This window comes from Nocardia sp. NPDC059228, assembly GCF_042754245.1.
GTDB lineage: Bacteria > Actinomycetota > Actinomycetes > Mycobacteriales > Mycobacteriaceae > Nocardia.
In genome coordinates this window covers 76,790-97,786 of sequence record NZ_JBHZAL010000001.1, presented here as the reverse complement: position 1 = coordinate 97,786, position 20,997 = coordinate 76,790, and the positions used below count along the sequence as shown (strand labels likewise).

Sequence of the window (20,997 nt, the reverse complement as noted above, 5' to 3'; positions counted from 1 at the left end):
GAGTGATGCATTGATGTTTATAAGAGGGCGCTGGGTCGCGTATGCGAAGTACGCACTCGCATATGCACGCGAACGATGCGATGCGCTATCCCCTTATGCCACAACGGGATGCACACGATTCGCGTTCTGTCAACCCCCGCCGCCGCTCCGTTGTGGCCCTGACCTGCGCCGTTGATCGCGCCGTTACCGAGTCGCATGTTAAACTGTGAACATCGAAAGGGGCACGGGACACATGATTTTTAAGGTCGGAGACACCGTCGTTTACCCCCACCACGGAGCGGCGCTGATCGAAGCTATCGAAACCCGCACCATCAAGGGTGTACAAAAGGAGTATCTGGTCCTGAAGGTCGCACAGGGCGACCTGACCGTTCGGGTTCCCGCAGAGAACGCAGAGTATGTCGGCGTCCGCGACGTCGTCGGCCAGGAGGGCCTCGACAAGGTCTTCCAGGTACTGCGAGCTCCGCACACCGAGGAGCCGACCAACTGGTCCCGCCGCTACAAGGCCAACCTCGAGAAGCTCGCCTCCGGCGATGTGAACAAGGTGGCCGAGGTCGTCCGCGACCTGTGGCGTCGTGAGCAGGACCGCGGCCTGTCCGCTGGTGAGAAGCGGATGCTGGCCAAGGCCCGGCAGATTCTCGTCGGTGAGCTCGCGCTCGCGGAAGGTACCGACGACGTCAAGGCCGAGACCCTGCTCGACGAGGTTCTCGCAGCGGCCTCCTGACCGTGAAAACTACACCCGGTGACGGCAGTCGTGTCGTCGCTCTGGTTCCTGCCGCCGGCATGGGCGTGCGTCTCGGTGAGAACAAGCCGAAGGCGTTCGTCCACGTCGGCGGCAGTCCCATGCTCACTCGGGCGGTCCAGGGGCTGATCGATTCCGGATCGGTCGACGATGTTGTGGTTATGGTGCCCGCCGAACTCGTCGCCGAGACCCGCACTCTGCTGCCCGCTTCCGACGTGCCCGTGCAGGTCGTCGCGGGCGGGGCCGAGCGCACCGATTCGGTGCGGGCCGGTCTCGCCGCCGCGCCCGACGCCACCCTGGTACTGGTGCACGACGCCGCCCGGGCCCTGACTCCCCCGGCGCTCGTCACCCGCGTGGTGGAGGCGCTGCGCGCGGGCGCGCGGGCCGTGGTGCCCGCGCTGCCGGTGACCGACACCATCAAGTCCGTGGACGCGACCGGCGCCGTGACGGGTACCCCGGATCGATCCGGGCTGCGCGCCATCCAGACTCCGCAGGGCTTCGATGCCGCGCTGCTGCGCGCCGCCTACGCTGTGGGTACACAGGCGACAGATGACGCGGGGTTGGTGGAAATGCTCGGTGCGACCGTTCACACGGTGCTCGGTGACGCCCTGGCTTTCAAGATCACTACGCCGTTGGACCTGGTCCTCGCCAATACCCTTGCCGCGCGCCGTGATACGGCCGACGCCGCAGGTGGGCTGGACACGACACGCGAAGCGGTGATCACCCCGTGATGGACCCCATGGCGCTGCGCACCGGTATCGGCAGCGATGTGCACCCCGTCGAATCCGGCCGGCCCTGCTGGATGGCGGGCCTGCTGTTCGACGGTGACAGCGGCTGCGCGGGACATTCCGACGGTGATGTCGCGGCGCATGCCCTGTGCGACGCGCTGCTGTCGGCCGCCGGGCTGGGCGATGTGGGCGCGGTTTTCGGCACGGGTCGCCCGGAATGGGCGGGCGTGTCCGGCGCGGCCATGTTGAAAGAAGTCCGGCGGCTGCTCGGCGAAGCCGGATTCACAATTGTCAATGCGGCTGTACAGGTAATTGGGAATCGCCCGAAAATCGGCCCGCGACGGGCCGAGGCGCAGCAGGTGCTGGGCGAGATTCTGGGTGCGCCGGTCTCGGTGTCCGGCACCACGACCGACGGATTGGGCCTCACCGGCCGCGGCGAGGGTGTGGCGGCGATCGCCACCGCGCTGCTGTGTTGTCGCGCCTGACGCACCCGTCATCCGCCCATTTCCCAACAGCTAGGATGCTCTGTCGTGACTCTGCGCCTTTTCGACACCGAGACGCGGACCCTGCGTGAATTCACGCCGCTGGTCCCTGGCAAAGCCTCGGTGTACCTGTGCGGCGCGACCGTTCAGGGGGAACCCCACATCGGGCACGTGCGCAGCGGCGTCGCCTTCGATGTGCTCCGACGGTGGCTGGCCGCCAATGATTTCGACGTCGCCTTCATTCGCAATGTCACCGATATCGACGACAAGATTCTGAACAAGGCCGCCGAGCACGGCCGCCCGTGGTGGGAGTGGGCCGCGACCCACGAGCGCGCCTTCGACCGCGCCTACGAGACGCTGGGCGTGCTGCCGCCGTCCGGCGAGCCCCGCGCCACCGGGCACATCACCCAGATGGTGCGGATGATGGAGCGGCTCATCGAACGCGGCCACGCCTACGCCTCCGAGGGCAATGTCTATTTCGACGTGCTGAGCTTCCCGGACTACGGAAAGTTGTCCGGGCACAAGCTCGATGACGTGCACCAGGGCGAGAGCGCGGGCCAGGGCAAGAAGGATCCGCGCGACTTCACGCTGTGGAAGGCCGCCAAGCCGGGTGAGCCCAGCTGGCCGTCGGCGTGGGGTCCGGGTCGCCCGGGCTGGCATCTGGAATGCTCCGCCATGGCCGAGTTCTATCTCGGACCGGAATTCGATATTCATTGCGGCGGAATGGATCTGGTTTTCCCGCACCACGAGAACGAAATCGCGCAGTCGCGGGCGGCCGGGGACGGATTCGCCCGCTACTGGCTGCACAACGGCTGGGTGACCATGGGCGGCGAGAAGATGTCCAAGTCGCTGGGCAATGTGCTGTCCATTCCGAACGTGCTGGAACGGGTCGGGGTGCGCGCGGTCGAGCTGCGCTACTACCTGGGCAGCGTGAGCTACCGGTCCATGATCGAGTATTCCGATCAGGCGCTGACCGAGGCGGCCGCCGGATACCAGCGGCTGGAGGCCTTCGTGCTGCGGGTGGCCGAGCGCACGGGCGAGGTTCCGGTCGGGACCTGGACTCCGGCCTTCGGTGACGCGCTGAACGACGACCTCGGAGTCCCGCAGGCGCTGGCCGCGATTCACGGCGTGGTGACCGAGGGCAACAAGGCGCTCGACGCGGGTGACCTCTCGGGCGCGCGGATGCTGGCCGGGCAGGTCCGGGCCATGCTGGGCATTCTCGGTGTGGATCCGCTCGACGGGCACTGGGCCGCGCCGGCCGACAATTCCGCCGCCATCGCCGCGCTCGATGTGCTCATCGGCGCGGAACTGCAGCGGCGGCAGCAGGCGCGCGCCGACAAGGACTGGGCCACCGCCGACGCGGTCCGCGACCGGCTCTCGGCCGCGGGCGTCGAGGTCACCGACACGCCACAGGGCGCGGAATGGTCCCTGGCCAAGGAGAAGAAGTAAGCGGTTCCGCACCGGCGGAACCCGGATAGCTCGAATACCGCGTCGGGTCGCCCGGATACCGCGTGGGCTGGCTCGCGCGGTGTGGCGGAGCGCACCGAATTCGGGGTGGCGAGCCAGCGTGGGGCACAATTCGTAGCGTCCCTCCGGCAATGCCGCGCGGCTCGTGGCCGGCCGGAGGCGCTGCTCTGGGGCAGCGCGAAAGTTCAGACAGGGGCGCAGCCGTTCGCTGCGCCGACCGGAGGCAGGTTTCCCGCATGATCGACCGTGAGCGGGTTCGTCCCGCGGCCGGGCCGAGGCGGGATACCCGCGAAATACGGAAGGCGAAGTGATGGCAGGCAATTCCCAGCGACGCGGGGCGACGCGCAAGTCCGGCACCAAGAAGGGGCAGACCGTCGGGTCGGGCGGGCAGCGCCGCCGCGGGCTCGAGGGCAAGGGCGCGACGCCCAAGGCCGAGGACCGCACCTACCACCCGGCCGCGAAGCGCGCCAAGGCGAAGGCCAAGGCGCAGGCGGCGGCCGCCACCACCCGGTCGCGCAATGCGGCCCGGCCCATCGCGGGCCGCAAGGACAACGAGGGTCCGGAGCTGGTGCTCGGCCGCAACCCCGTGGTGGAGTGCCTGCGCGCGGGTGTGCCCGCCACCGCGCTCTATGTCGCCAATGGCACCGAGAACGACGACCGGCTCAGCGAAGCGGTGAAGACGGCCGCGGAGATCGGTATCTCGATCCTGGAGGTGCCGCGCACCGACCTGGACAAGATGAGCCACAACGGCATGCATCAGGGCATGGCGCTGCAGGTGCCGCCGTACCGGTACGCCCACCCGGACGATCTGGTCGACCGGGTGCACAACTCGGGCGCCCCGGCGCTGCTGGTGGCGCTGGACAATATCTCCGATCCGCGCAATCTGGGTGCGGTCATCCGCTCGGTGGCGGCCTTCGGCGGGCAGGGTGTGGTGATCCCGCAGCGGCGCAGCGCCAGTGTCACCGCGGTGGCGTGGCGCACCAGTGCGGGTGCGGCAGCGCGGCTTCCGGTCGCGCGGGCCACGAATCTGACTCGCACGCTGAAGGATTGGGCGAACAAGGGCTACCAGATCGTCGGCCTCGACGCGGGCGGCGACACTACTCTCGACGAATTCGACGGCAGCGCACCGACGGTCATCGTGGTCGGCTCGGAGGGCAAGGGCTTGTCGCGCCTGGTGCGCGAGACCTGCGATTCGATCCTGAGCATTCCGATGGCGGGTCCGGTCGAGTCGCTCAATGCCTCGGTGGCGGCGGGCGTAGTGCTGGCCGAGGTGGCGCGGCAGCGCCGCGCCTGATTCGGTCGCTCGACCATCACTTTGCCGGGCTGGTGAGCCTCGATATCCAAGTGGCGCAAGCGAACACCGCGCGTCAGCCTGCCGCCGCGGGGCTTCCGCCCGTAAACTCGGGCGGTGGTCTTCGATCAGCCGCCCCTCGGATCCCCTGTCGAGCATGAGCATGCGACGGCCGTCCTGCTGCTGGGTGCGCTCAGCGTGTTCTGTTGCGGCGCGCTGGGTCCCATCGCCTGGGCGCTCGGACGGCGCGCGCTGAACGAGATCGAGGAGGGCGGGGGCCGCTTCGGCGGCCGGGTGCAGGTCCTGGTGGGCTATGTCCTCGGCGTCATCGGGACCTGCCTGATGGTGGTCTTCGCCTGCATCTTCCTGCTGATGGCCCTCAGCGGGCGCGCCTAGCCGAACGGCCCGATCAGGCCCGGCCGAGAGGCCCGGTCAGTCCAGACCGGGCCGGCGCTCGCCACCCGTCACGGCATCCCAGGCGGGCCATTCGCCACTGACGCTGCCGGTCCACTTGGGCGGGCGGCGGTCCTTGAGGGCCGCGACGCCCTCGCCGCCGTCGGTGCTCTTGGCGACGTAGTCGTTGAGCTCGGCTTCCAAGCGGCCCACGGTTTCCGGGGCCATGGTGGGGGCCTCCCACAGCAGGCGCTTGGACAGGGCCACCGGGAGCGGGGCCGAACCGTGCGCGATGTCGTGGGCCACCTCGAGGGCGGTCGGCAGCACCTCGGCGGCGTGCAGGCAGGAATTGGCGATGCCCAGCGAGTACGCCTCGCCGCCGTCGAAGGTGCGGCCGGTGAGCAGCAGGTCGGCGGCGCGGGCGCTACCGATCAGGCGGGGCAGGGTCCAGTGCGCGAACCCGTCGGCGAGCGCGCCGCGGCGAACCTGGTTGAGCGCGTACACCGCGTCGCGGGCGACATAGCGCAGGTCGCACTGCAGCGCGATCTCCAGGCCTATACCCACCGCGTGCCCGTTCACCGCCGCGATGACCGGTTTCCGGATCCGGAACGGCGGCGGATCGATCAGGCCGTTGACCTCGCCGACCTTCAGCGACAGGTCCGCGCCCGCGCAGAACGCGGGCGGGGTCCCGGTGATGACGACCGCGCCGATGGCGTCGTCTTCGTCGCAGCGGCGCAGCGACGCACCGAGTTCCGACGCCATGGCCGGGGTCAGTGCGTTCTGCTGGGCGGGCCGATTGAGCGTGAGCACGGCGACGCCGCCGGAGACGTCCACGTGCAATTCCGAACTCATGCTGGAAGATTATGCCCTCTGTGTTTGATTTGCCCTTCGCTCCGCTCCGGACGGGTTCGCCCGATGAAAGCCGGTCCGACTGGGCAGACCGGGCTTTCAGCCGCGCAGGATCTGCCGCCCGATGGCGTACTTGTGCACCTCGGTCGGGCCGTCGTAGAGCCGGAAGGCGCGCATGTCGCGGAAGATCATCTCGACCACGGTCTCGTCGGAGATTCCGATGCCGCCGAGCACCTGGACGCAGCGGTCGGTGACCTTGAACAGCTCCTCGGAGACGTAGGACTTGGCGATGGAGGATTCGTGGCGGGCCTTGTGGCCCTGATCCATCAGCCAGCACGCGTGCCAGATGGTCAGGCGGCACTGGTGCAGCGCAATCTCGTTGTCCGCCAACATGAACGACACGCCCTGATGCTCGCCGATGGGCTTGCCGAAGGCGGTGCGAGTCTTGGCGTAGTCGACCGCGATGGCCTGCGCCCGCTCGGCCGCGCCCAGCCAGCGCATGCAGTGGGTGAGACGGGCCGGGGCCAGCCGCAACTGGGCGTAGCGCAGCGCCTGGCCGGTCTCGCCGAGCACGGATTCCCTGGGCAGCACCAGGTTGTCGAAGCGCACCACCGCGTGGCCGCCGACGTAGTTGCGGTCCATGGTGTTCATGACGCGTTCGATCACGATCCCGGGCGCGTCGCCCTCGCAGAGGAACAGGGTGGGGCCCTCGGGCAGGTGCGGGTTGGCGGCCACACGCGCCATGATGATCCAGGTCCTGGCACCGTCGGCGCCGGTGATCAGCCACTTGCGACCGTTGATGGTGAAGTTCTCGCCGTCGAACGTGGCCTCGGTGGCGAGCTGGTTGGGGTCGGAGCCGGCGCCGCCCGGCTCGGTCATGGCGAAGACGCTGCGCTGGTGGCCGTCGATCACCGGCTGCAGGAAGCGTTGCGTCTGTTCCGGATTCGCGATCTTGGAGAGCAGGAACATATTGCCCTCGTCGGGCGCGGCGCAGTTCATGGCGACGGGGCCGAGGGTGGACCAGCCGGCCGCCTCGTACAGCACGGCCTGCTCGAGGTGGGTCAGGCCGCGCCCGCCCAGCTCGACCGGGGCCTGGATGGTGAGCAGCTTCTCGGCGCGGGCCAGCTCGACCAGTTCCTGCCGCAGCTCGTCGTCGGGGCCGTGCGCGGTCAGGCGCGGATCACGCTCGAAGGGCACGATCTTGTCGATGACGAACCGGCGAACCCGATCGCGTTCGGCAGCAAGGTCGGCGGGAATCGAGAAGTCGATCATCGTTTGTCACCATCCGTCAGGAGTCGCGGTCGAGCCGAGCATACGACGACCACCCCACCCGACTGAAGGCACCCGCCATCAAACGAGGACGCGGCGCAGGAAATCCTCGACTTCGGCCCGGTAGGCGGCGGGTTGATCGTCGTGGACGAGGTGGCCGGCGTCGGGGATGACGACGTGGCGGGCATCCGGGTGGAGCTCGGCCATCTCGCGCATCTGCCCCGGCGGGGTGATGGTGTGCTCGCCCTCGATCAGCAGGGCCGGGACGGTGATGGATTTCCACTGCGCCCAGAAATCGCGCGTACCCCATTCCTCCGAGATGTCCCGGAAGGTCGGGACCTCACCGTGCAGGCGGTAGCCGTCGGGGCCCCGCCGGAACGAGTCGAGGAAATAGCGTCCCGCGACCGGGCCGAAGAATTCCAGCACGGCTCGCTCGTCCGGAAACGGTTGCGGCCACGCCGAAATCACGGCCGCCCAATTCTCCGCGGTGCGTCCCTGGAAGTCCGGCGCCATGTCCTCGACCACCAGTGCGCGCACCCGCTCCGGATACGCCGCGGTGAACATCCATCCGTGCAGTCCGCCCATCGAATGCCCGATCACCACCATGGGTTCGGCGATGTCCGAGGTCGCCGCGGCCAGATCGGCCACGAACGCCTCGGTGGTGAGCTCGGCGGGCGCGGGGCGTCCGTGCCCGGCGGCATCGAACGTGTACACATGCCCGAATTCGCGCAGCCAGGGCAGCTGGGCCCGCCAGGTCCGGGCGCTGCCCATCAATCCGTGCAGCAGCAGGATCGGCGCACCCACGCCGCCTTCGTCGTACAACATCGCCCCGACCATGTGTTCCGAGTTGGTTATTGCCTCGAACGATACGTCGCGGGCGCGGAGTACATTCGCACCCATGGCAGTCGTCAAGATCAACGCAATCGAGGTTCCCGAGGGCGCGGGCCCCGAACTGGAGAAGCGCTTCGCGCACCGTGCGCACGCGGTGGAGAACTCGCCGGGTTTCCTGGGTTTCCAGCTGCTCCGCCCGGTCTCCGGTGACAACCGGTATTTCGTTGTCACGCAGTGGGATTCGGAGGAGTCCTTCGCGGCGTGGCGGGACGGTCCGGCGCGCGAGGCGCACGCGGGCGAGGCACGCAAGCCGGTCTCCACCGGCGCGTCGCTGCTGGAGTTCGAGGTCGTCCTCGATGTACCGGCCAAGAACGCCTGATCAACGCCATCGTCCACAACCCCGGCTCGCGGTGGTTCCCGGCTGACGACAGCGTCAGCCGGGAACTCGCGACTTACGCCTCGAAGGTGGCATCCAGCTCGATGGTCTCGACGCCGGCCAGCGCCTTGGACACCGGGCAGCCCGCCTTGGCGGCCTCGGCGGCGGCCAGGAAGCCGGCCTCGTCGATGCCCGACGCCTTGCCGGCCACCGTCAGCTTGATCTGGGAGATGCGGAAGCCGCCGGCCGGGTCCGGGCCCAGGGTCACGTCGGCGGTGATGTCCAGGCCCTGCACGGTGCCGCCGGCATTGCCGATCTGAGCCGACAGCGCCATCGCGTAGCAGGAGGAGTGCGCGGCCGCGATGAGCTCTTCGGGGCTGGTGGTGCCGTCGGCCTCATCGGCGGTGCGCTTCGGGAACGAGACGTCGTACTTGCCGACGCCCGAGCTGACCAGCTCGACCTGACCGGAACCGTCCTGCAGGCCGCCGGACCAGGCGGTACGCGCGCTACGTGTAGGCATCACTGTCCTTTCGTGAGAGGGGAACTCAACTCCCGGGGCTCTCAGGGACTACGCCCCCCGAACCCCCGGGAAATCGGTACGGGTCGAACCTACTCCGCTCGAAAGCGGGACGGGCTCACGATCATTCGGTGTTCATCCCTCAGACGGCCACGGCCGTGCGGTGGTCCCAGTCCTCGAGCACCCGCGGCCACGACTTCTCGTGCCGGTCCCGGGTCACGTCGTTCGGGAAGCCGGCGTGGGTGAGGAGTAGGGCGGTGCCCGCGCCGTGCGCCGAAAGTTCCAGGGTGAGCACGGTTTCCGTGCCCTCGGTCCTGCCGGTGACCCAGGTCAGCTCGACCAGGCGGTCGGGTTCCAGCCGCAGGAATCGGCCGTAGTGCGGGTGGCCGCCGCCCGCGGTGAAGAAGAACGGCTGGTTCACCACCGGGCGCATGAGGATCGAACCCGGGTCGGCGAACCAGAGTCCGAACTGCTGGGTGCACTGGTGGTAGAGCTCGGCGGGCGAGGCCGCCATGATGCGTTCCGCGACCAGGAAGAACGGTCGCGCGGCGAGGTCGGGTGGCCGCAGGGGCGCAACGTCCATGGGGCGCGACGATACCTCCCCGGCCCGTGCTCACCCGGGATTGGTGACCCGAGCCAGCACGATGCCGCCGATGATCATGGACAGCGCCAGCACCCGGCCCGCGCTCACCGGGTCTTTCTGCACCACGATGCCCAGCCCGATCGCGCCCACCGCGCCGATGCCGGTGAAGATGGCGTACGCGGTGCCCACCGGCAGCGACTGCATGGCATGGGACAGCAGGTACACCGCGACCGCCGCGAGCACGAAGCACAGCAGGGTGGGCAGCGGCTTGGTGAAATTCTGGGTCGGCTTGATGGATTGCGACCACGCGATCTCGACCACGCCGGCCAAACCCAGGACGAGCCAGTTCATTTCAGTACTCCTTACCCAGGGTGCGAGCGGTGGCGAGCGCGGCGGCATAGCAGGCGTCGTGCTCGTCGCGCAGGTGGGCCAGTGCCGGATCCTGGCGCGAGTTCACCAGTTCGGCATGGACGAAAACCGTGTCGCCGACGGCGAAGTGGCCTGCGAAGAAGTCGCGGAGGTAGCGCTCCTGATAGTCGTAGATCGCCTTCGGCGCGCCCGGCGAGTACGCGCCGCCACGCGCGGTGACGACCACGAATCGGGTGGGGGCCAGCGACATTCGCGGAAAGGTGATCTGATCCAGCCACGCCTTGAGGCTCGCCGGGATCGAGTAGTTGTACATCGGCGTGCCGATCAGCACGACATCGGCGGCCCGGAGCTCGGCCAACAGTGGCGCGACGATCTCCCAGGCCCGCTGCTGCGCAGGGGAATCCACCAGTTCGGCCAGACGGTCGAGATCGGTGCGACCGTGGGCCAGTACCCGGTCGCACAGTTCGGTCCAGCCCTCGCCGATGAACGGGATCGGCTCGGCGGCCAGGTCGCGGTGAACGTAGGCGGCGCCGGGGTGTTCGGCGCGCCAGGCGGTGGCGAAAGCGGCGCTCAGCTCACGGCTGACCGAGGTGCGGCGGGCGCTGGCGTCGAGGTGCAGCAGGGCGGTCATGGTCGAAGCTCCCATCAACTGGACGTTGTGTCCGTTTACCCTTCCGACAGTAGGCCACAACCGGACAGATTGTCCACTTATCCTCGGAGGGCTACAGTGAGCTGCATGAACACCCCCGGCCTGCCACTGATCAACGACCGGTCCGCGCCCGCCGAGCGCGCCGACGCCGCCCGCAATCGGGCCAAGGTGCTGGCCGCAGCCGCGGAACTGTTCGCCGGGAGTGACCCGCGCACCGTCACCATGGACGACATCGCCAAGGCGGCCGGGGTCGGGCGGGGGACGCTGTACCGGCGCTATCCGGACGTGGGATCCATCGCCGTCGCGCTGCTCGACGAGCACGAGCGGGCACTCCAGGAGCAGCTGCTGCGCGGCGAGCCACCCCTGGGACCGGGCGCGCCGCCCGCCGAACGACTGGCCGCGTTCTACGCCGCCATGGTCGAATTGCTGGACACCCACGCCCATCTGGTGCTCGGCGCGGAGACCGGCGGTGCGCGTTTCCGCACCGGGGCCTATCAGTTCTGGGCGGTGCACGTACGCACCCTGCTCACCGAAGCCGGTGTGGCCGAACCAGATTCACTCGTGGACCCGCTGCTCGCACCGCTCGCCGCCGAGGTGTACCGGCATCAGCGCGAACGGGGGCTCGGGTCCGGGCAGATCGCCGCGGGCCTGGCGAAACTCGCACACGGCGTGCTGGGACCGGCGGGCTGACCCGACGACACGGCCGCTCACCGGGCGGGTGAACGGCCGCATCGCGCGGTATTCGCCTGTCTCACACCATGTCACGGCGTCGAATCAGCCAGATCGTTCCGGCCGCGAAGACGACGACGTACGCGGCGAGCACCAGCAGGGACGCGCCGCGGCCGAGGACGTCCAGAACACCGGGGGTGGCCGGGCCGCCCACCGTGCGCAGGGAACCCGCCAGGGAGCCGGCGGCCGTGCCGGGCAAGCGGTCGGTGACGGCCCGGATGGGCGCGAAGATCGCCGCGACGCCGCGCAACAGGTTCTCCACCACCAGCACCCACACCAGCCCCAGACCCACCGCCAGCGCGGGACCCCGGGCGACCGCCCCGATCAGCGCGCCCGCCAGCGTCCACATGCCCAGAATGGCGGCGCCGGAACCGATTCCGAGCAGCATCCGGCCCGCCGAGGGCAGCGCCAGGGACTGACCCTGGGAGCCGGCGATGAGCGCGGCCACGCCGGTGTCGATCACGAAGGCGGCCAGCACCAGCGCGACCACCGTCACCGCCAGGCTCAGCACCACCGCGCCGATCACATGCACCCGCGAAGGCCCCTGTGTGAGTGCGGTTTTCCAACTGCCCCAGCCGTAGCCACTGCCCACCGCGAGCGCGCCCAGCACCAGCATGAGCGCCCCGCCGAACATGGCCATGCCCTGCGTGAACACCTCCGGCACGGCCGCGGGCAGCATCTGCTGCAGGAGCAGCTCACGCGGCAAGCCGTTGGACATGCGGGTGGTGCTGCCGGTGGTGTAGGCCAGGTAGTTGAACAGGTAGGCGAAGGTGAGATTCAACAGGATCCAGGTGCCGAGCACGATCCAGAAGGCGGGCCACCTGCGCAGCCGCAGCAGTTCGGCCCGGGTGCTGGCCAGTAGGTCGGTCATTTCGCCGTCTCCGTCATCTCGAAAAAGACTTCTTCCAAGGACTTTTCGTCGGCGCGCAGCTCGAGCAGCTCCGCGCCCGCCTCGATGACCGCGCGCGCCACCTCGGGTGCGTTCGCGGCTCCGGCCTCGACACGAATACCGTTGGCGGTCACCAGCGCCGACCTCTCCCCCACCACCGCGCGCACCGCCGGGAAGGCGACCTCCAGTGGCTCCGCGCGCACCAGAAGCGAGGCCGTGCCACGCAATTCGCGCACTGTCGACTCGACCTGCAGTCGCCCGGCGGAGATGACGCCGACGCGATCACAGATCTCCTGCACCTCGCTGAGCAGGTGGCTGGACAGCACCACGGTGTGCCCGTCGGCGGCGAGTCCGGTGATGAGCTCGCGCATCTCGGCCATGCCCGCCGGATCCAGGCCATTGGTGGGTTCGTCGAGAATCAGCAGGTCGGGGCGGCCGAGCAGGGCGGCCGCGACACCGAGGCGCTGCTTCATGCCGAGCGAATAGGTGCGGAACCGGTCCTTGCCGCGGGCGCTGAGGGCCACCCGGTCCAGGGCGTCGGCGACCGCGTCGTCGCCGACACCCCGGTAACGGGCCAGGACGCGCAGGTTGTCCCGGCCCGACAGGTAGGGGTAGAAGCCGGGGCTCTCGATGAGAACGCCGGTGCGGCGCAAGGTTTCCGGGTCGCCGGGCTGCCGCCCGAGCACGGTCGCGCCGCCGGACGACGGACGGATGAGACCGACCAGCATGCGCAGCGTGGTGGTCTTGCCCGCGCCATTGGGACCCAGGAAACCGTAGATCTCACCGCGGCGGACGCTCATGCTCACGGCGTCCACGGCGGTGTGGGAGCCGTAGCGCTTGGTCAGCCGATCGGTGACGACGACCGCGGTCGGTGCGTCAGGCCCGGAGGAGGCAGCCTGCGTAACCATGGAGGGCCCGCGGCGGCCGCCATCGGATACTGCTTCGTTCATGGGCACAACGATCCGCCGCGACGTACGGGAAAAAATCCGTCGCAACGCGCGATCCGGCGTACGTATCTGGACGTATTTGGCCGCGACACAGTGCCGCTGCCCGCAGACGGCGCTACGGTGCTGCTATGGACACACGCGGGGGAAGGCTCGGGCGACGCGACGTGCTCCCGGCGCTGGCGGTGGGGGCGATACAACTCGGCTTCGGGACCTTGGCCAATCATCACCAGACGGTGGTGCGCCAGCTCGATGTGTACGGATATGCGCTGCTCATCGCCGGTCCGGCACTGCTGGTACTACGTCGGCGCCGCCCGCTGGAAGTGTTCTACGCGACGCTGGCCGTGGCGGTCGCGTACCTACTGCTCGGTTACGGCTACGGGCCGATCTTCGTCTCGCTCATCGTCGCCTTCCTGACCGCCGCCGTCCTCGGATCCCGTTGGTACACCTATCCGTTCGTGGCCGCGGGCTACCTGCTCATGGTGTGGCCGACGCCCGGCTGGCGCGGGTATCACACCGGCGCCTGGCAGGAATTCGGTTTGCTCGCCTGGCTTTTCGTGCTCGCGGCGGCGGCAGAGGGCATCCGGCAGCGGCGCTCCGCCGTCATCGCGCGCCGGCAGCGCGGCGAGGCGGCCCGCCGCGAGGAACAGGCCGAGCGCGAACGCGAACAGGCCCAGCGCGCACTGGAATCGGCCGAGCGGGAACAGCGGGTCACCGAGGAGCGCCTGGCCATCGCGCGCGAACTGCACGACGTGCTCGCGCACAGCCTCTCCCTGATCAATGTGCAGTCCTCGGTCGCGCTGGAACTGCTCGACCGCAAGCCCGAACAGGCCGCCACCGCGCTGGCCGCCATCAAATCCGCCAGCAAGGACGCGCTCGGTGAGGTGAACGCGCTGCTGCGCTCGATTCGCGGCGGCACCGCGACCGTGACCGCGCCGACCGCACCCACCATCGGCATCACCGACCTCGACAAGCTCACCGGACCGGCCCGCGCCGCCGGGCTGGAAGTGCACACCATGGTGACCGGTGGGCCGCACCGGCTGCCCGCCGTGGTCGACGTGGCCGCAGCGCGGATCGTGCAGGAGTCGCTCACCAATGTGGTGCGGCACGCGCCCGGCGCGAGCGTGCTCGTCACCGTGCACTACGCCGCCGAGCGGCTGCAGCTCACCATCGACAACACCCGGCCCACCCGCCAGCCCGCGCCGCAGTCGCCGACCGGCGGCCACGGCATCACCGGCATGACCGAACGCGCCCACGCCCTGGGCGGGCAACTGTCCGCAGAACCGAAGGCCGACGGCGGATTTCGGGTGAAGGCCCGGCTGCCCACCCACCTCGTGCGGAACGAACCGATTGCGTGAGCACGGAATTGGAGGACGCGTCATGCCCATCCGGGTGGTGATCGCCGATGATCAGGCGCTGGTGCGAGCGGGCTTCGTGGCGCTGCTCGGTGCGCAGGAGGACATCGAGGTGGTGGGCGAGGCCGACAATGGCGCCCAGGCCCTCGACCTGGCCCGCGAACTCGTGCCCGATGTCGTACTCATGGACATCCGCATGCCGGTGCTGGACGGCCTTACCGCCACCCGCGCCATCGCCGCCGATCCGGTCCTCGCCGCGGTGCGGGTCGTCGTCCTGACCACCTTCGAACTCGACGAATACGTCTTCGAGGCCATGCGTTCCGGCGCCACCGGCTTCCTCGTCAAACACACCGAACCCGCCGACCTGGTCAAGGCCGTGCGCGTGGTCGCGGGCGGTGACGCGCTGCTCTCCCCCAGCGTCACCCGGCGCCTGGTCGCCGAATTCGCCGCGCACGCCAAACCCGCATCCGCGGCCGAATTCTCGGCGCTCACCGACCGCGAACGCGAGGTCATGACCCTGGTCGCCGAGGGCCTCACCAATGCCGAGATCGCCGACCGGCTCTACATGAGCCCCGCCACCGCCCGCACCCACGTCAGCCGGATCCTGGTGAAGCTGGGTGCGCGTGACCGCACCCAGCTGGTCGTCATGGCCTACGAATCCGGTCTGGTCAGGCCGGGCTGGCAGTAGCGCCGAACTCGGCGGCCGCCGGAATCACCTCTCGGCAGAGCACTTCCAGCGCCGTGAGGTCGTCGACACCCGTCACCCGGCCGATGACGAGGTCGATCCCCATGTCCGCCAGCCACTTCAGCTGCCCCAGCACCTGGCCGACGCCCCCTCCGCCCGGGCCGGGATCGAAGGCGAAGGCACAGCTCTTGCGGATCTCGCGCGGATCGCGGCCGATCTCCACGCACATCCGGTCCAGCAGCGCGATCTTGGCGGGCAGGTCGGGGCCCGGGCGCAGGCTCGCCACATCCGCGTAGCGCGCCACCAGCGGCAGCGTGCGGCGCTCGCCGTCCCCGCCGATGAGTATCGGTGGGTGCGGCCGATACGCGCCCTGCGGCGAATTCCGCACGGCCTGTGGCGCGTTCAGCGGACGCTCCACCCGAAAGTGCTTGCCGAGCACGGGTTCCGAGGCGCCCCGCGCATCGGTCCACATGGCCAGGCAGATCCGCAGCGCCTCGTCCAGCATCTCGTAGCGGTCGCGCAGCGGCGGGAACGGCAGGCCGTAGCCCTCCACATCACCCGTGGAGGTCCCCGCACCGATCCCCAGCCAGGCCCGGCCGCCGGACAGCACATCCAGGGTGGTGACCAGTTTCCCGAGCATGGCCGGATGCCGGTAGTGCACCCCCGACACCAGTGCGGTCAGCTGCACCCGCGACGTGTGGGCCGCGATGAACGACAGCGTCGAATACGCCTCCAGCACATTCTGTTCCACACGGCCCAGCCACGGGCTCTGCCAGAGATGGTCACCCACCGCGATGACCGAGAACCCACCGTCCTCGGCCGTGCGGACCACCTCCGCCAGCCGCGATCCGATCCGTTCCGAAGGGGTGTCCAGGGCGAAGTTCGTCAGATGCAATCCGAGTTCCATGACTCCACCCTCCGCCCGGCGGCGGCGTGAAACATCCGTCCGCAGACCACATCCCGGCTACGCCTCGGCGCGTAGTCAGTGCGCGGCCCCGAGCGCCAGCCCGCGCCGGATGGCCCGTTCCACCGGCGAATACGCGCCGTCCGGGCGGTCCAGTACGCACGGCTCGCGCAGCAGCAGCGGCGGCTGGGCCATGAACTTCGGGCGGCCGACGCGATTGGGCTGGGCGGCGTGCACCAGGAAGGGATGGCAGAGGTAGACGTCGCCGGCCCGGCCGGTCGCGACGGCCTCGGGGAGATCGGCCGTGGCGGTGTAGAACTCGTGGAGGTCGAACATGGTGGTGCCCGCCTCGCCGAGCGGCTCCAGTACCGGCGCCAGCCGCAGGTGCGAGCCGACCCGGATACGCGTCGGGGCGTCATCGACGCCGACATCGGAGAACAGGAACAACATCAGCAGGGCGCGGCCCTTGGAGTGGATGTTCACGCGCCAGCTCAGGTAGTCGTCGCGGGCGGCATCGCCGGGAAAGCTCACATCGACGTGCCAGCCGTCGTCGCCCGGCGGCTCCGGGCTGGGGAATCGAATCGGCCAGCTGCCCAGGGTTTTCCGGGGGAACCAGCGGCCGGGACCGACCAGTTGATCGAAGGCGGCGAGCAGCGGCGGCGCGGTGACCGCCCGCGCGAAGGGCTCCTGGGTGTGGTCCCACTGCCGGATGACCGGCTGGGTCCAGGTCGACGGATCCTCCGGGTCGCAACCGGTTGCGCGCCAGAGGATCTCGCGGCCCGCGGCGGCCGTCTCGGTGGAGAAGGCTCCCTCGACCTTCACGAATCCCTCGGTGATGAAGTCCTCGATCTGTGTCTCGGAGAGCATGCTGCCGCCCTTTCCGCGCCCGGTTCCTCCGGACAGCTATCCGAGCATGGGCGATACCAGGATCGCGCCGCCACCGAATTTCTCGCCCGGGCACACGAAAAGCCCCGCCCTCCCGAAGGAGAACGGGGCTTTCGTTGTCGCTGAGACCTTACTCGCCCGAGGCGGAGGCCGGAGCCTCACCCGCGAGGGCGGCGACCGGCTTGTCCTCGACGCCGGAGTCCGACTTCTTGGTCAGCTTGGCCCTCGGCGTGAACGTGAACTTGGCGTTCTCGCCCTGGCCTTCGCCGTCCCAGCCCTCGACGTCCACCACCACGACCTGACCGGCGCCCAGTTCGCCGAAGAGGATCTTCTCCGACAGCTGGTCCTCGATCTCGCGCTGAATGGTGCGACGCAGCGGGCGGGCACCCAGGACCGGGTCGAAACCGCGCTTGGCCAGCAGGCTCTTGGCCTGTTCGGTCAGCTCGATCTCCATGTCCTTGTTCTTCAGCTGGTTGGCGACGCGGCCGATCATCAGGTCGACCATCTGGATGATCTGGTCCTGAGTGAGCTGGTGGAACACGATCACGTCGTCGATACGGTTGAGGAACTCGGGCCGGAAGTGCTTCTTCAGCTCGTCGTTGACCTTGAGCTTCATCCGCTCGTAGTTCGAGCCCTCGTTGTTGGACTGCGCGAAGCCCAGACCCACGGCCTTCGAGATGTCCGAGGTACCGAGGTTCGAGGTGAAGATCAGCACCGTGTTCTTGAAGTCGACCGTGCGACCCTGACCATCGGTCAGGCGGCCGTCCTCGAGGACCTGCAACAGGGTGTTGTAGATCTCCTGGTGCGCCTTCTCGATCTCGTCGAACAGCACCACCGAGAACGGCTTGCGACGCACCTTCTCGGTGAGCTGGCCGCCCTCCTCGTAACCCACGTAGCCCGGAGGGGCACCGAACAGGCGCGAGGCGGTGAAGCGATCGTGGAACTCGCCCATGTCGATCTGGATGAGCGCGTCGTCCTCGCCGAACAGGAAGTTCGCCAGCGCCTTCGACAGCTCGGTCTTACCGACACCGGACGGACCGGCGAAGATGAACGAGCCCGACGGACGCTTCGGGTCCTTCAGACCGGCGCGGGTGCGGCGGATGGCCTTGGACACGGCCTTGACCGCGTCCTCCTGGCCGATGATCCGCTTGTGCAGCTCGTCCTCCATGCGGAGCAGACGGGTGGTCTCCTCCTCGGTGAGCTTGAACACCGGGATACCGGTCCAGTTGGCCAGCACCTCTGCGATCTGCTCGTCGTCGACCTCGGCCACGACGTCCAGATCGCCGGAGCGCCACTGCTTTTCGCGCTCGGCCCGCTTGGCGACGAGCTGCTTCTCCTTGTCGCGCAGACGCGCGGCCTTCTCGAAGTCCTGCGCGTCGATCGCGGACTCCTTCTCCCGGCGCGCCTCGGCGATCTTGTCGTCGAACTCGCGCAGGTCCGGCGGCGCGGTCATCCGGCGGATGCGCATGCGCGCACCGGCCTCGTCGATGAGGTCGATCGCCTTGTCCGGCAGGAAGCGGTCGTTGATGTAGCGGTCCGCGAGGGTAGCGGCGGCGACGAGAGCGCCATCGGTGATCGAAACCCGGTGGTGCGCCTCGTAGCGGTCGCGCAGACCCTTGAGGATGTTGATGGTGTGCTCGACCGTCGGCTCGCCCACCTGGACCGGCTGGAACCGGCGCTCCAGGGCGGCGTCCTTCTCGATGTACTTGCGGTACTCGTCGAGCGTGGTGGCGCCGATGGTCTGCAGCTCACCGCGAGCCAGCTTGGGCTTCAGGATCGAGGCCGCGTCGATCGCGCCCTCGGCCGCGCCCGCACCCACCAGGGTGTGCAGCTCGTCGATGAACAGGATGATGTCGCCGCGGGTGTTGATCTCCTTGAGCACCTTCTTCAGGCGCTCCTCGAAATCACCGCGGTAGCGGCTGCCCGCGACCAGGGAACCCAGGTCGAGGGTGTACAGCTGCTTGTCCTTGAGCGTCTCCGGCACCTCGCCGTTGACGATGGCCTGGGCGAGACCCTCCACGACGGCGGTTTTACCGACGCCGGGCTCACCGATCAGGACCGGGTTGTTCTTGGTACGGCGGCTCAGCACCTGCATCACGCGCTCGATTTCCTTCGAGCGGCCGATGACCGGGTCGAGCTTGCCCTCGAGGGCGGCCTGGGTCAGGTTGCGGCCGAACTGGTCCAGCACCAGCGAGGTGGACGGGGTCCCCTGCTCGCCGCGCGAACCGGAACCCTCGACGGGCTCCTTGCCCTGGTAACCCGACAGCAGCTGGATGACCTGCTGGCGCACCCGGTTCAGGTCCGCGCCCAGCTTGACCAGCACCTGCGCCGCGACGCCCTCACCCTCGCGGATCAGGCCGAGCAGAATGTGCTCGGTGCCGATGTAGTTGTGCCCGAGCTGCAGCGCCTCGCGCAGCGACAGCTCCAGCACCTTCTTGGCGCGCGGGGTGAACGGAATGTGGCCGGACGGGGCCTGCTGGCCCTGACCGATGATCTCCTCGACCTGCGAACGCACACCCTCCAGCGAGATGCCAAGGGATTCCAGCGACTTCGCCGCGACGCCCTCGCCCTCGTGGATCAGGCCCAGCAGGATGTGCTCGGTGCCGATGTAGTTGTGGTTGAGCATCCGGGCCTCTTCTTGGGCCAGGACAACGACCCGCCGCGCGCGGTCGGTGAACCTCTCGAACATCGCTCCCTCACTCTCCTGCTCCGCCATCACTGGCATCCGGCGCTTCAGACCCTGTGCTGCCCTTCTGGTCGCCAGCCTGCCATGAAGCCCTGGGGTTGCATCCCCCGACTCCACTCTAGTTGCCGGGGGTCACGCACGTCGTCCGTCCACCCTATTGCGAACCGGCGACAGTACGACTCATTCAGTCATAACGGGGCAGTTGCGCGGACCGTTTCCGAATCGGCTACGCCCACAGCGAACAGTCACGTTCGGGGTTCCTCAGTCTCCGGTGACGGGCGGGACGAACTCGCACGGCACCGGCTGGGCATGCTCCGGATCGAGCGCGTTGAGGGCCATCATGGCCGCGCGGCGACTGCCGGCGATGGCCATGTGATCGGAGAAGTCGACCGGGCAACCGTCCTGCATCAGATCATTGGTGACGTTCGGGGCCGGGACCAGCGCGATGGCGGGCCATACCGCCTCGTCGAAGTTGGAGGCCAGGTTGGTGTAGGTGACCGACGGGTCGTAGACGCCGTCGGCGTTCAGGGCATTCATGAACGAGGAGTTGCCGAGCATCTCCGGGCACGCCTGACACACGACGCCCATGGCGGCCAAGTTGTCCACCTGGTCGGCGCTCACGCCGAGCTGCCGTCCGAAGGCGCGCACGACGTTCATCTGGTCGCCGAAGATGCCCAGCCACGGGGGCGCGATGGCCACGAAACGGTTGACCTTGCCCGAGCCGCCGAGCCGCTTGATGTAGTACTCGCCGACCGTGTTGCCCTGCGAGTGGGCGACGAAGTCGACCTGCGCCGCACCGGTCGCGGACAGCACGCGGCTCACAAAGGCGCCCAGCTGTGCGGCGCTCTCGGGGATCGGCTTCATACCGCCCAGCGCGGACAGCGGCCACGGCACGTCGAGGGCGCCATAGGTCAGGGCGTAGACGCAGTAGCCCTGGTTGGCGAGCAGTGGCGCGTAGGCGCCCCAGTTGGTCTGCGCACCGCCCGCGGTGCCGTGCACGAGGACCACCGGATCCGGGTGCGCCGCACTGGGTTTGCAGGACCAATCATTGGCGCCGGGCAGCGAGCCACCGGGATTGGTGAGCTCGTTGGGGATGCCCGCGAAGAAGTTGAAAGTGACCGGATATTCCGCTCGGGCGGTACCGCTCGCACCGATCCACAAGACCGCCAGAACCGCCATGATCAGCAGTGATCCCGGCGTTCCTCGTCTGGGCATCCTTCTCATGTTCCCTCCCAAATTAGAACGCGTTCGGCATACCTAATCAGGAAACAAGCACGAGGGATGGGTTACTGGTGGGTAAGTTCTGAAACCTGTTTCAGTATAGGAAAACGGCGGCGGCCGGGCCCCGCAGGCGGCTTGTGAGGCCGCATCCAGGGT

Annotated in this window: 23 protein-coding genes; 10 read left to right on the top strand and 13 right to left on the bottom strand. The window is 68.8% G+C overall.

Features of this window, described 5'->3' with window-relative positions; translation table 11 throughout:
• The first annotated feature begins 232 nt into the window (after positions 1–232).
• The 6 genes from carD (at position 233) to ACFXKA_RS00465 (ending at position 5,103) form a co-directional block, all read left to right on the top strand.
• Entirely contained in the window at positions 233–721 is a 489-nt protein-coding gene (carD, locus tag ACFXKA_RS00490) for an RNA polymerase-binding transcription factor CarD (RefSeq protein ID WP_025346809.1), read from the top strand.
• A 2-nt stretch (positions 722–723) separates the two neighbouring features.
• On the top strand, positions 724–1,470 hold the full coding sequence (gene ispD, locus ACFXKA_RS00485; RefSeq protein ID WP_379425164.1) for a 2-C-methyl-D-erythritol 4-phosphate cytidylyltransferase: 747 nt from the start codon (positions 724–726) through the stop codon (positions 1,468–1,470).
• 14 nt (positions 1,471–1,484) lie between these two features.
• Complete coding sequence (gene ispF / locus ACFXKA_RS00480) at positions 1,485–1,952, top strand: 2-C-methyl-D-erythritol 2,4-cyclodiphosphate synthase (RefSeq protein ID WP_379425858.1); 468 nt, start codon at positions 1,485–1,487, stop codon at positions 1,950–1,952.
• Positions 1,953–1,997: 45 nt separating this feature from the next.
• A complete protein-coding gene (cysS, locus tag ACFXKA_RS00475; RefSeq protein ID WP_379425163.1) occupies positions 1,998–3,398 on the top strand; it encodes a cysteine--tRNA ligase in 1,401 nt (466 codons plus the stop codon).
• Between the two features lie 328 nt (positions 3,399–3,726).
• Entirely contained in the window at positions 3,727–4,710 is a 984-nt protein-coding gene (gene rlmB, locus ACFXKA_RS00470; RefSeq protein WP_379425162.1) for a 23S rRNA (guanosine(2251)-2'-O)-methyltransferase RlmB, read from the top strand.
• 114 nt (positions 4,711–4,824) lie between these two features.
• Positions 4,825–5,103 (top strand): DUF4190 domain-containing protein, encoded by a 279-nt coding sequence (locus tag ACFXKA_RS00465; RefSeq protein ID WP_379425161.1) that lies wholly within the window; start codon positions 4,825–4,827, stop codon positions 5,101–5,103.
• Between the two features lie 36 nt (positions 5,104–5,139).
• On the opposite strand, the gene ACFXKA_RS00460 is transcribed toward ACFXKA_RS00465, so the two are convergent.
• The 3 genes from ACFXKA_RS00460 to ACFXKA_RS00450 all read right to left on the bottom strand — a co-directional run bounded on the left by ACFXKA_RS00460 (position 5,140) and on the right by ACFXKA_RS00450 (position 8,043).
• Positions 5,140–5,952 (bottom strand): enoyl-CoA hydratase/isomerase family protein, encoded by an 813-nt coding sequence (locus tag ACFXKA_RS00460; RefSeq protein ID WP_379425159.1) that lies wholly within the window; start codon positions 5,950–5,952, stop codon positions 5,140–5,142.
• Between the two features lie 96 nt (positions 5,953–6,048).
• Positions 6,049–7,221, bottom strand: coding sequence for an acyl-CoA dehydrogenase family protein (locus tag ACFXKA_RS00455; RefSeq protein WP_379425157.1), 1,173 nt, complete (start codon positions 7,219–7,221; stop codon positions 6,049–6,051).
• Positions 7,222–7,299: 78 nt separating this feature from the next.
• The gene (locus tag ACFXKA_RS00450) at positions 7,300–8,043 is read right to left on the bottom strand and encodes an alpha/beta fold hydrolase (RefSeq protein ID WP_379425155.1); all 744 of its coding nucleotides are present in this window, start codon (positions 8,041–8,043) and stop codon (positions 7,300–7,302) included.
• A gap of 73 nt (positions 8,044–8,116) precedes the next feature.
• On the opposite strand from ACFXKA_RS00450, the gene mhuD reads away from it, so the two are divergent.
• On the top strand, positions 8,117–8,428 hold the full coding sequence (gene mhuD / locus ACFXKA_RS00445) for a mycobilin-forming heme oxygenase MhuD (protein ID WP_354831383.1): 312 nt from the start codon (positions 8,117–8,119) through the stop codon (positions 8,426–8,428).
• Between the two features lie 73 nt (positions 8,429–8,501).
• Here mhuD and ACFXKA_RS00440 read toward each other — a convergent pair whose 3' ends face one another.
• From ACFXKA_RS00440 to ACFXKA_RS00425, 4 genes are all read right to left on the bottom strand, one after another.
• Positions 8,502–8,945 (bottom strand): OsmC family peroxiredoxin, encoded by a 444-nt coding sequence (locus tag ACFXKA_RS00440; RefSeq protein ID WP_379425153.1) that lies wholly within the window; start codon positions 8,943–8,945, stop codon positions 8,502–8,504.
• Between the two features lie 139 nt (positions 8,946–9,084).
• The gene (locus ACFXKA_RS00435) at positions 9,085–9,525 is read right to left on the bottom strand and encodes an SRPBCC domain-containing protein (RefSeq protein WP_354831386.1); all 441 of its coding nucleotides are present in this window, start codon (positions 9,523–9,525) and stop codon (positions 9,085–9,087) included.
• 30 nt (positions 9,526–9,555) lie between these two features.
• Entirely contained in the window at positions 9,556–9,876 is a 321-nt protein-coding gene (locus ACFXKA_RS00430; protein WP_354831388.1) for a multidrug efflux SMR transporter, read from the bottom strand.
• Between the two features lies 1 nt (position 9,877).
• Positions 9,878–10,540, bottom strand: a complete 663-nt coding sequence (locus tag ACFXKA_RS00425; RefSeq protein ID WP_379425151.1) for an FMN-dependent NADH-azoreductase — start codon at positions 10,538–10,540, stop codon at positions 9,878–9,880.
• A gap of 90 nt (positions 10,541–10,630) precedes the next feature.
• Here ACFXKA_RS00425 and ACFXKA_RS00420 point away from each other — a divergent pair, with 90 nt between their 5' ends.
• Entirely contained in the window at positions 10,631–11,233 is a 603-nt protein-coding gene (locus ACFXKA_RS00420) for a TetR/AcrR family transcriptional regulator (protein ID WP_379425149.1), read from the top strand.
• 61 nt (positions 11,234–11,294) lie between these two features.
• On the opposite strand, the gene ACFXKA_RS00415 is transcribed toward ACFXKA_RS00420, so the two are convergent.
• Together ACFXKA_RS00415 and ACFXKA_RS00410 are read right to left on the bottom strand one after the other, a co-directional pair.
• Positions 11,295–12,143, bottom strand: coding sequence for an ABC transporter permease (locus tag ACFXKA_RS00415; protein ID WP_379425147.1), 849 nt, complete (start codon positions 12,141–12,143; stop codon positions 11,295–11,297).
• Complete coding sequence (locus ACFXKA_RS00410) at positions 12,140–13,069, bottom strand: ABC transporter ATP-binding protein (protein WP_379425856.1); 930 nt, start codon at positions 13,067–13,069, stop codon at positions 12,140–12,142. The genes ACFXKA_RS00415 and ACFXKA_RS00410 overlap by 4 nt, the downstream gene beginning before the upstream one ends.
• A gap of 167 nt (positions 13,070–13,236) precedes the next feature.
• On the opposite strand from ACFXKA_RS00410, the gene ACFXKA_RS00405 reads away from it, so the two are divergent.
• Complete coding sequence (locus ACFXKA_RS00405; protein WP_379425145.1) at positions 13,237–14,463, top strand: sensor histidine kinase; 1,227 nt, start codon at positions 13,237–13,239, stop codon at positions 14,461–14,463.
• Positions 14,464–14,485: 22 nt separating this feature from the next.
• Positions 14,486–15,148, top strand: a complete 663-nt coding sequence (locus ACFXKA_RS00400) for a response regulator (RefSeq protein WP_379425143.1) — start codon at positions 14,486–14,488, stop codon at positions 15,146–15,148.
• Here the strand turns inward: ACFXKA_RS00400 and ACFXKA_RS00395 are convergent.
• The 4 genes from ACFXKA_RS00395 to ACFXKA_RS00380 all read right to left on the bottom strand — a co-directional run bounded on the left by ACFXKA_RS00395 (position 15,129) and on the right by ACFXKA_RS00380 (position 20,835).
• The gene (locus ACFXKA_RS00395) at positions 15,129–16,052 is read right to left on the bottom strand and encodes an LLM class flavin-dependent oxidoreductase (protein ID WP_379425141.1); all 924 of its coding nucleotides are present in this window, start codon (positions 16,050–16,052) and stop codon (positions 15,129–15,131) included. The genes ACFXKA_RS00400 and ACFXKA_RS00395 overlap by 20 nt on opposite strands.
• Positions 16,053–16,127: 75 nt before the next feature.
• Positions 16,128–16,916 carry a phytanoyl-CoA dioxygenase family protein gene (locus ACFXKA_RS00390; protein WP_379425139.1) on the bottom strand — a complete coding sequence of 263 codons (789 nt, stop codon included), beginning with the start codon at positions 16,914–16,916 and terminating at the stop codon, positions 16,128–16,130.
• A 148-nt stretch (positions 16,917–17,064) separates the two neighbouring features.
• Positions 17,065–19,623, bottom strand: a complete 2,559-nt coding sequence (locus tag ACFXKA_RS00385) for an ATP-dependent Clp protease ATP-binding subunit (RefSeq protein WP_354831410.1) — start codon at positions 19,621–19,623, stop codon at positions 17,065–17,067.
• A 258-nt stretch (positions 19,624–19,881) separates the two neighbouring features.
• Positions 19,882–20,835, bottom strand: a complete 954-nt coding sequence (locus ACFXKA_RS00380; RefSeq protein WP_379425137.1) for an esterase/lipase family protein — start codon at positions 20,833–20,835, stop codon at positions 19,882–19,884.
• Positions 20,836–20,997: the final 162 nt, after the last annotated feature.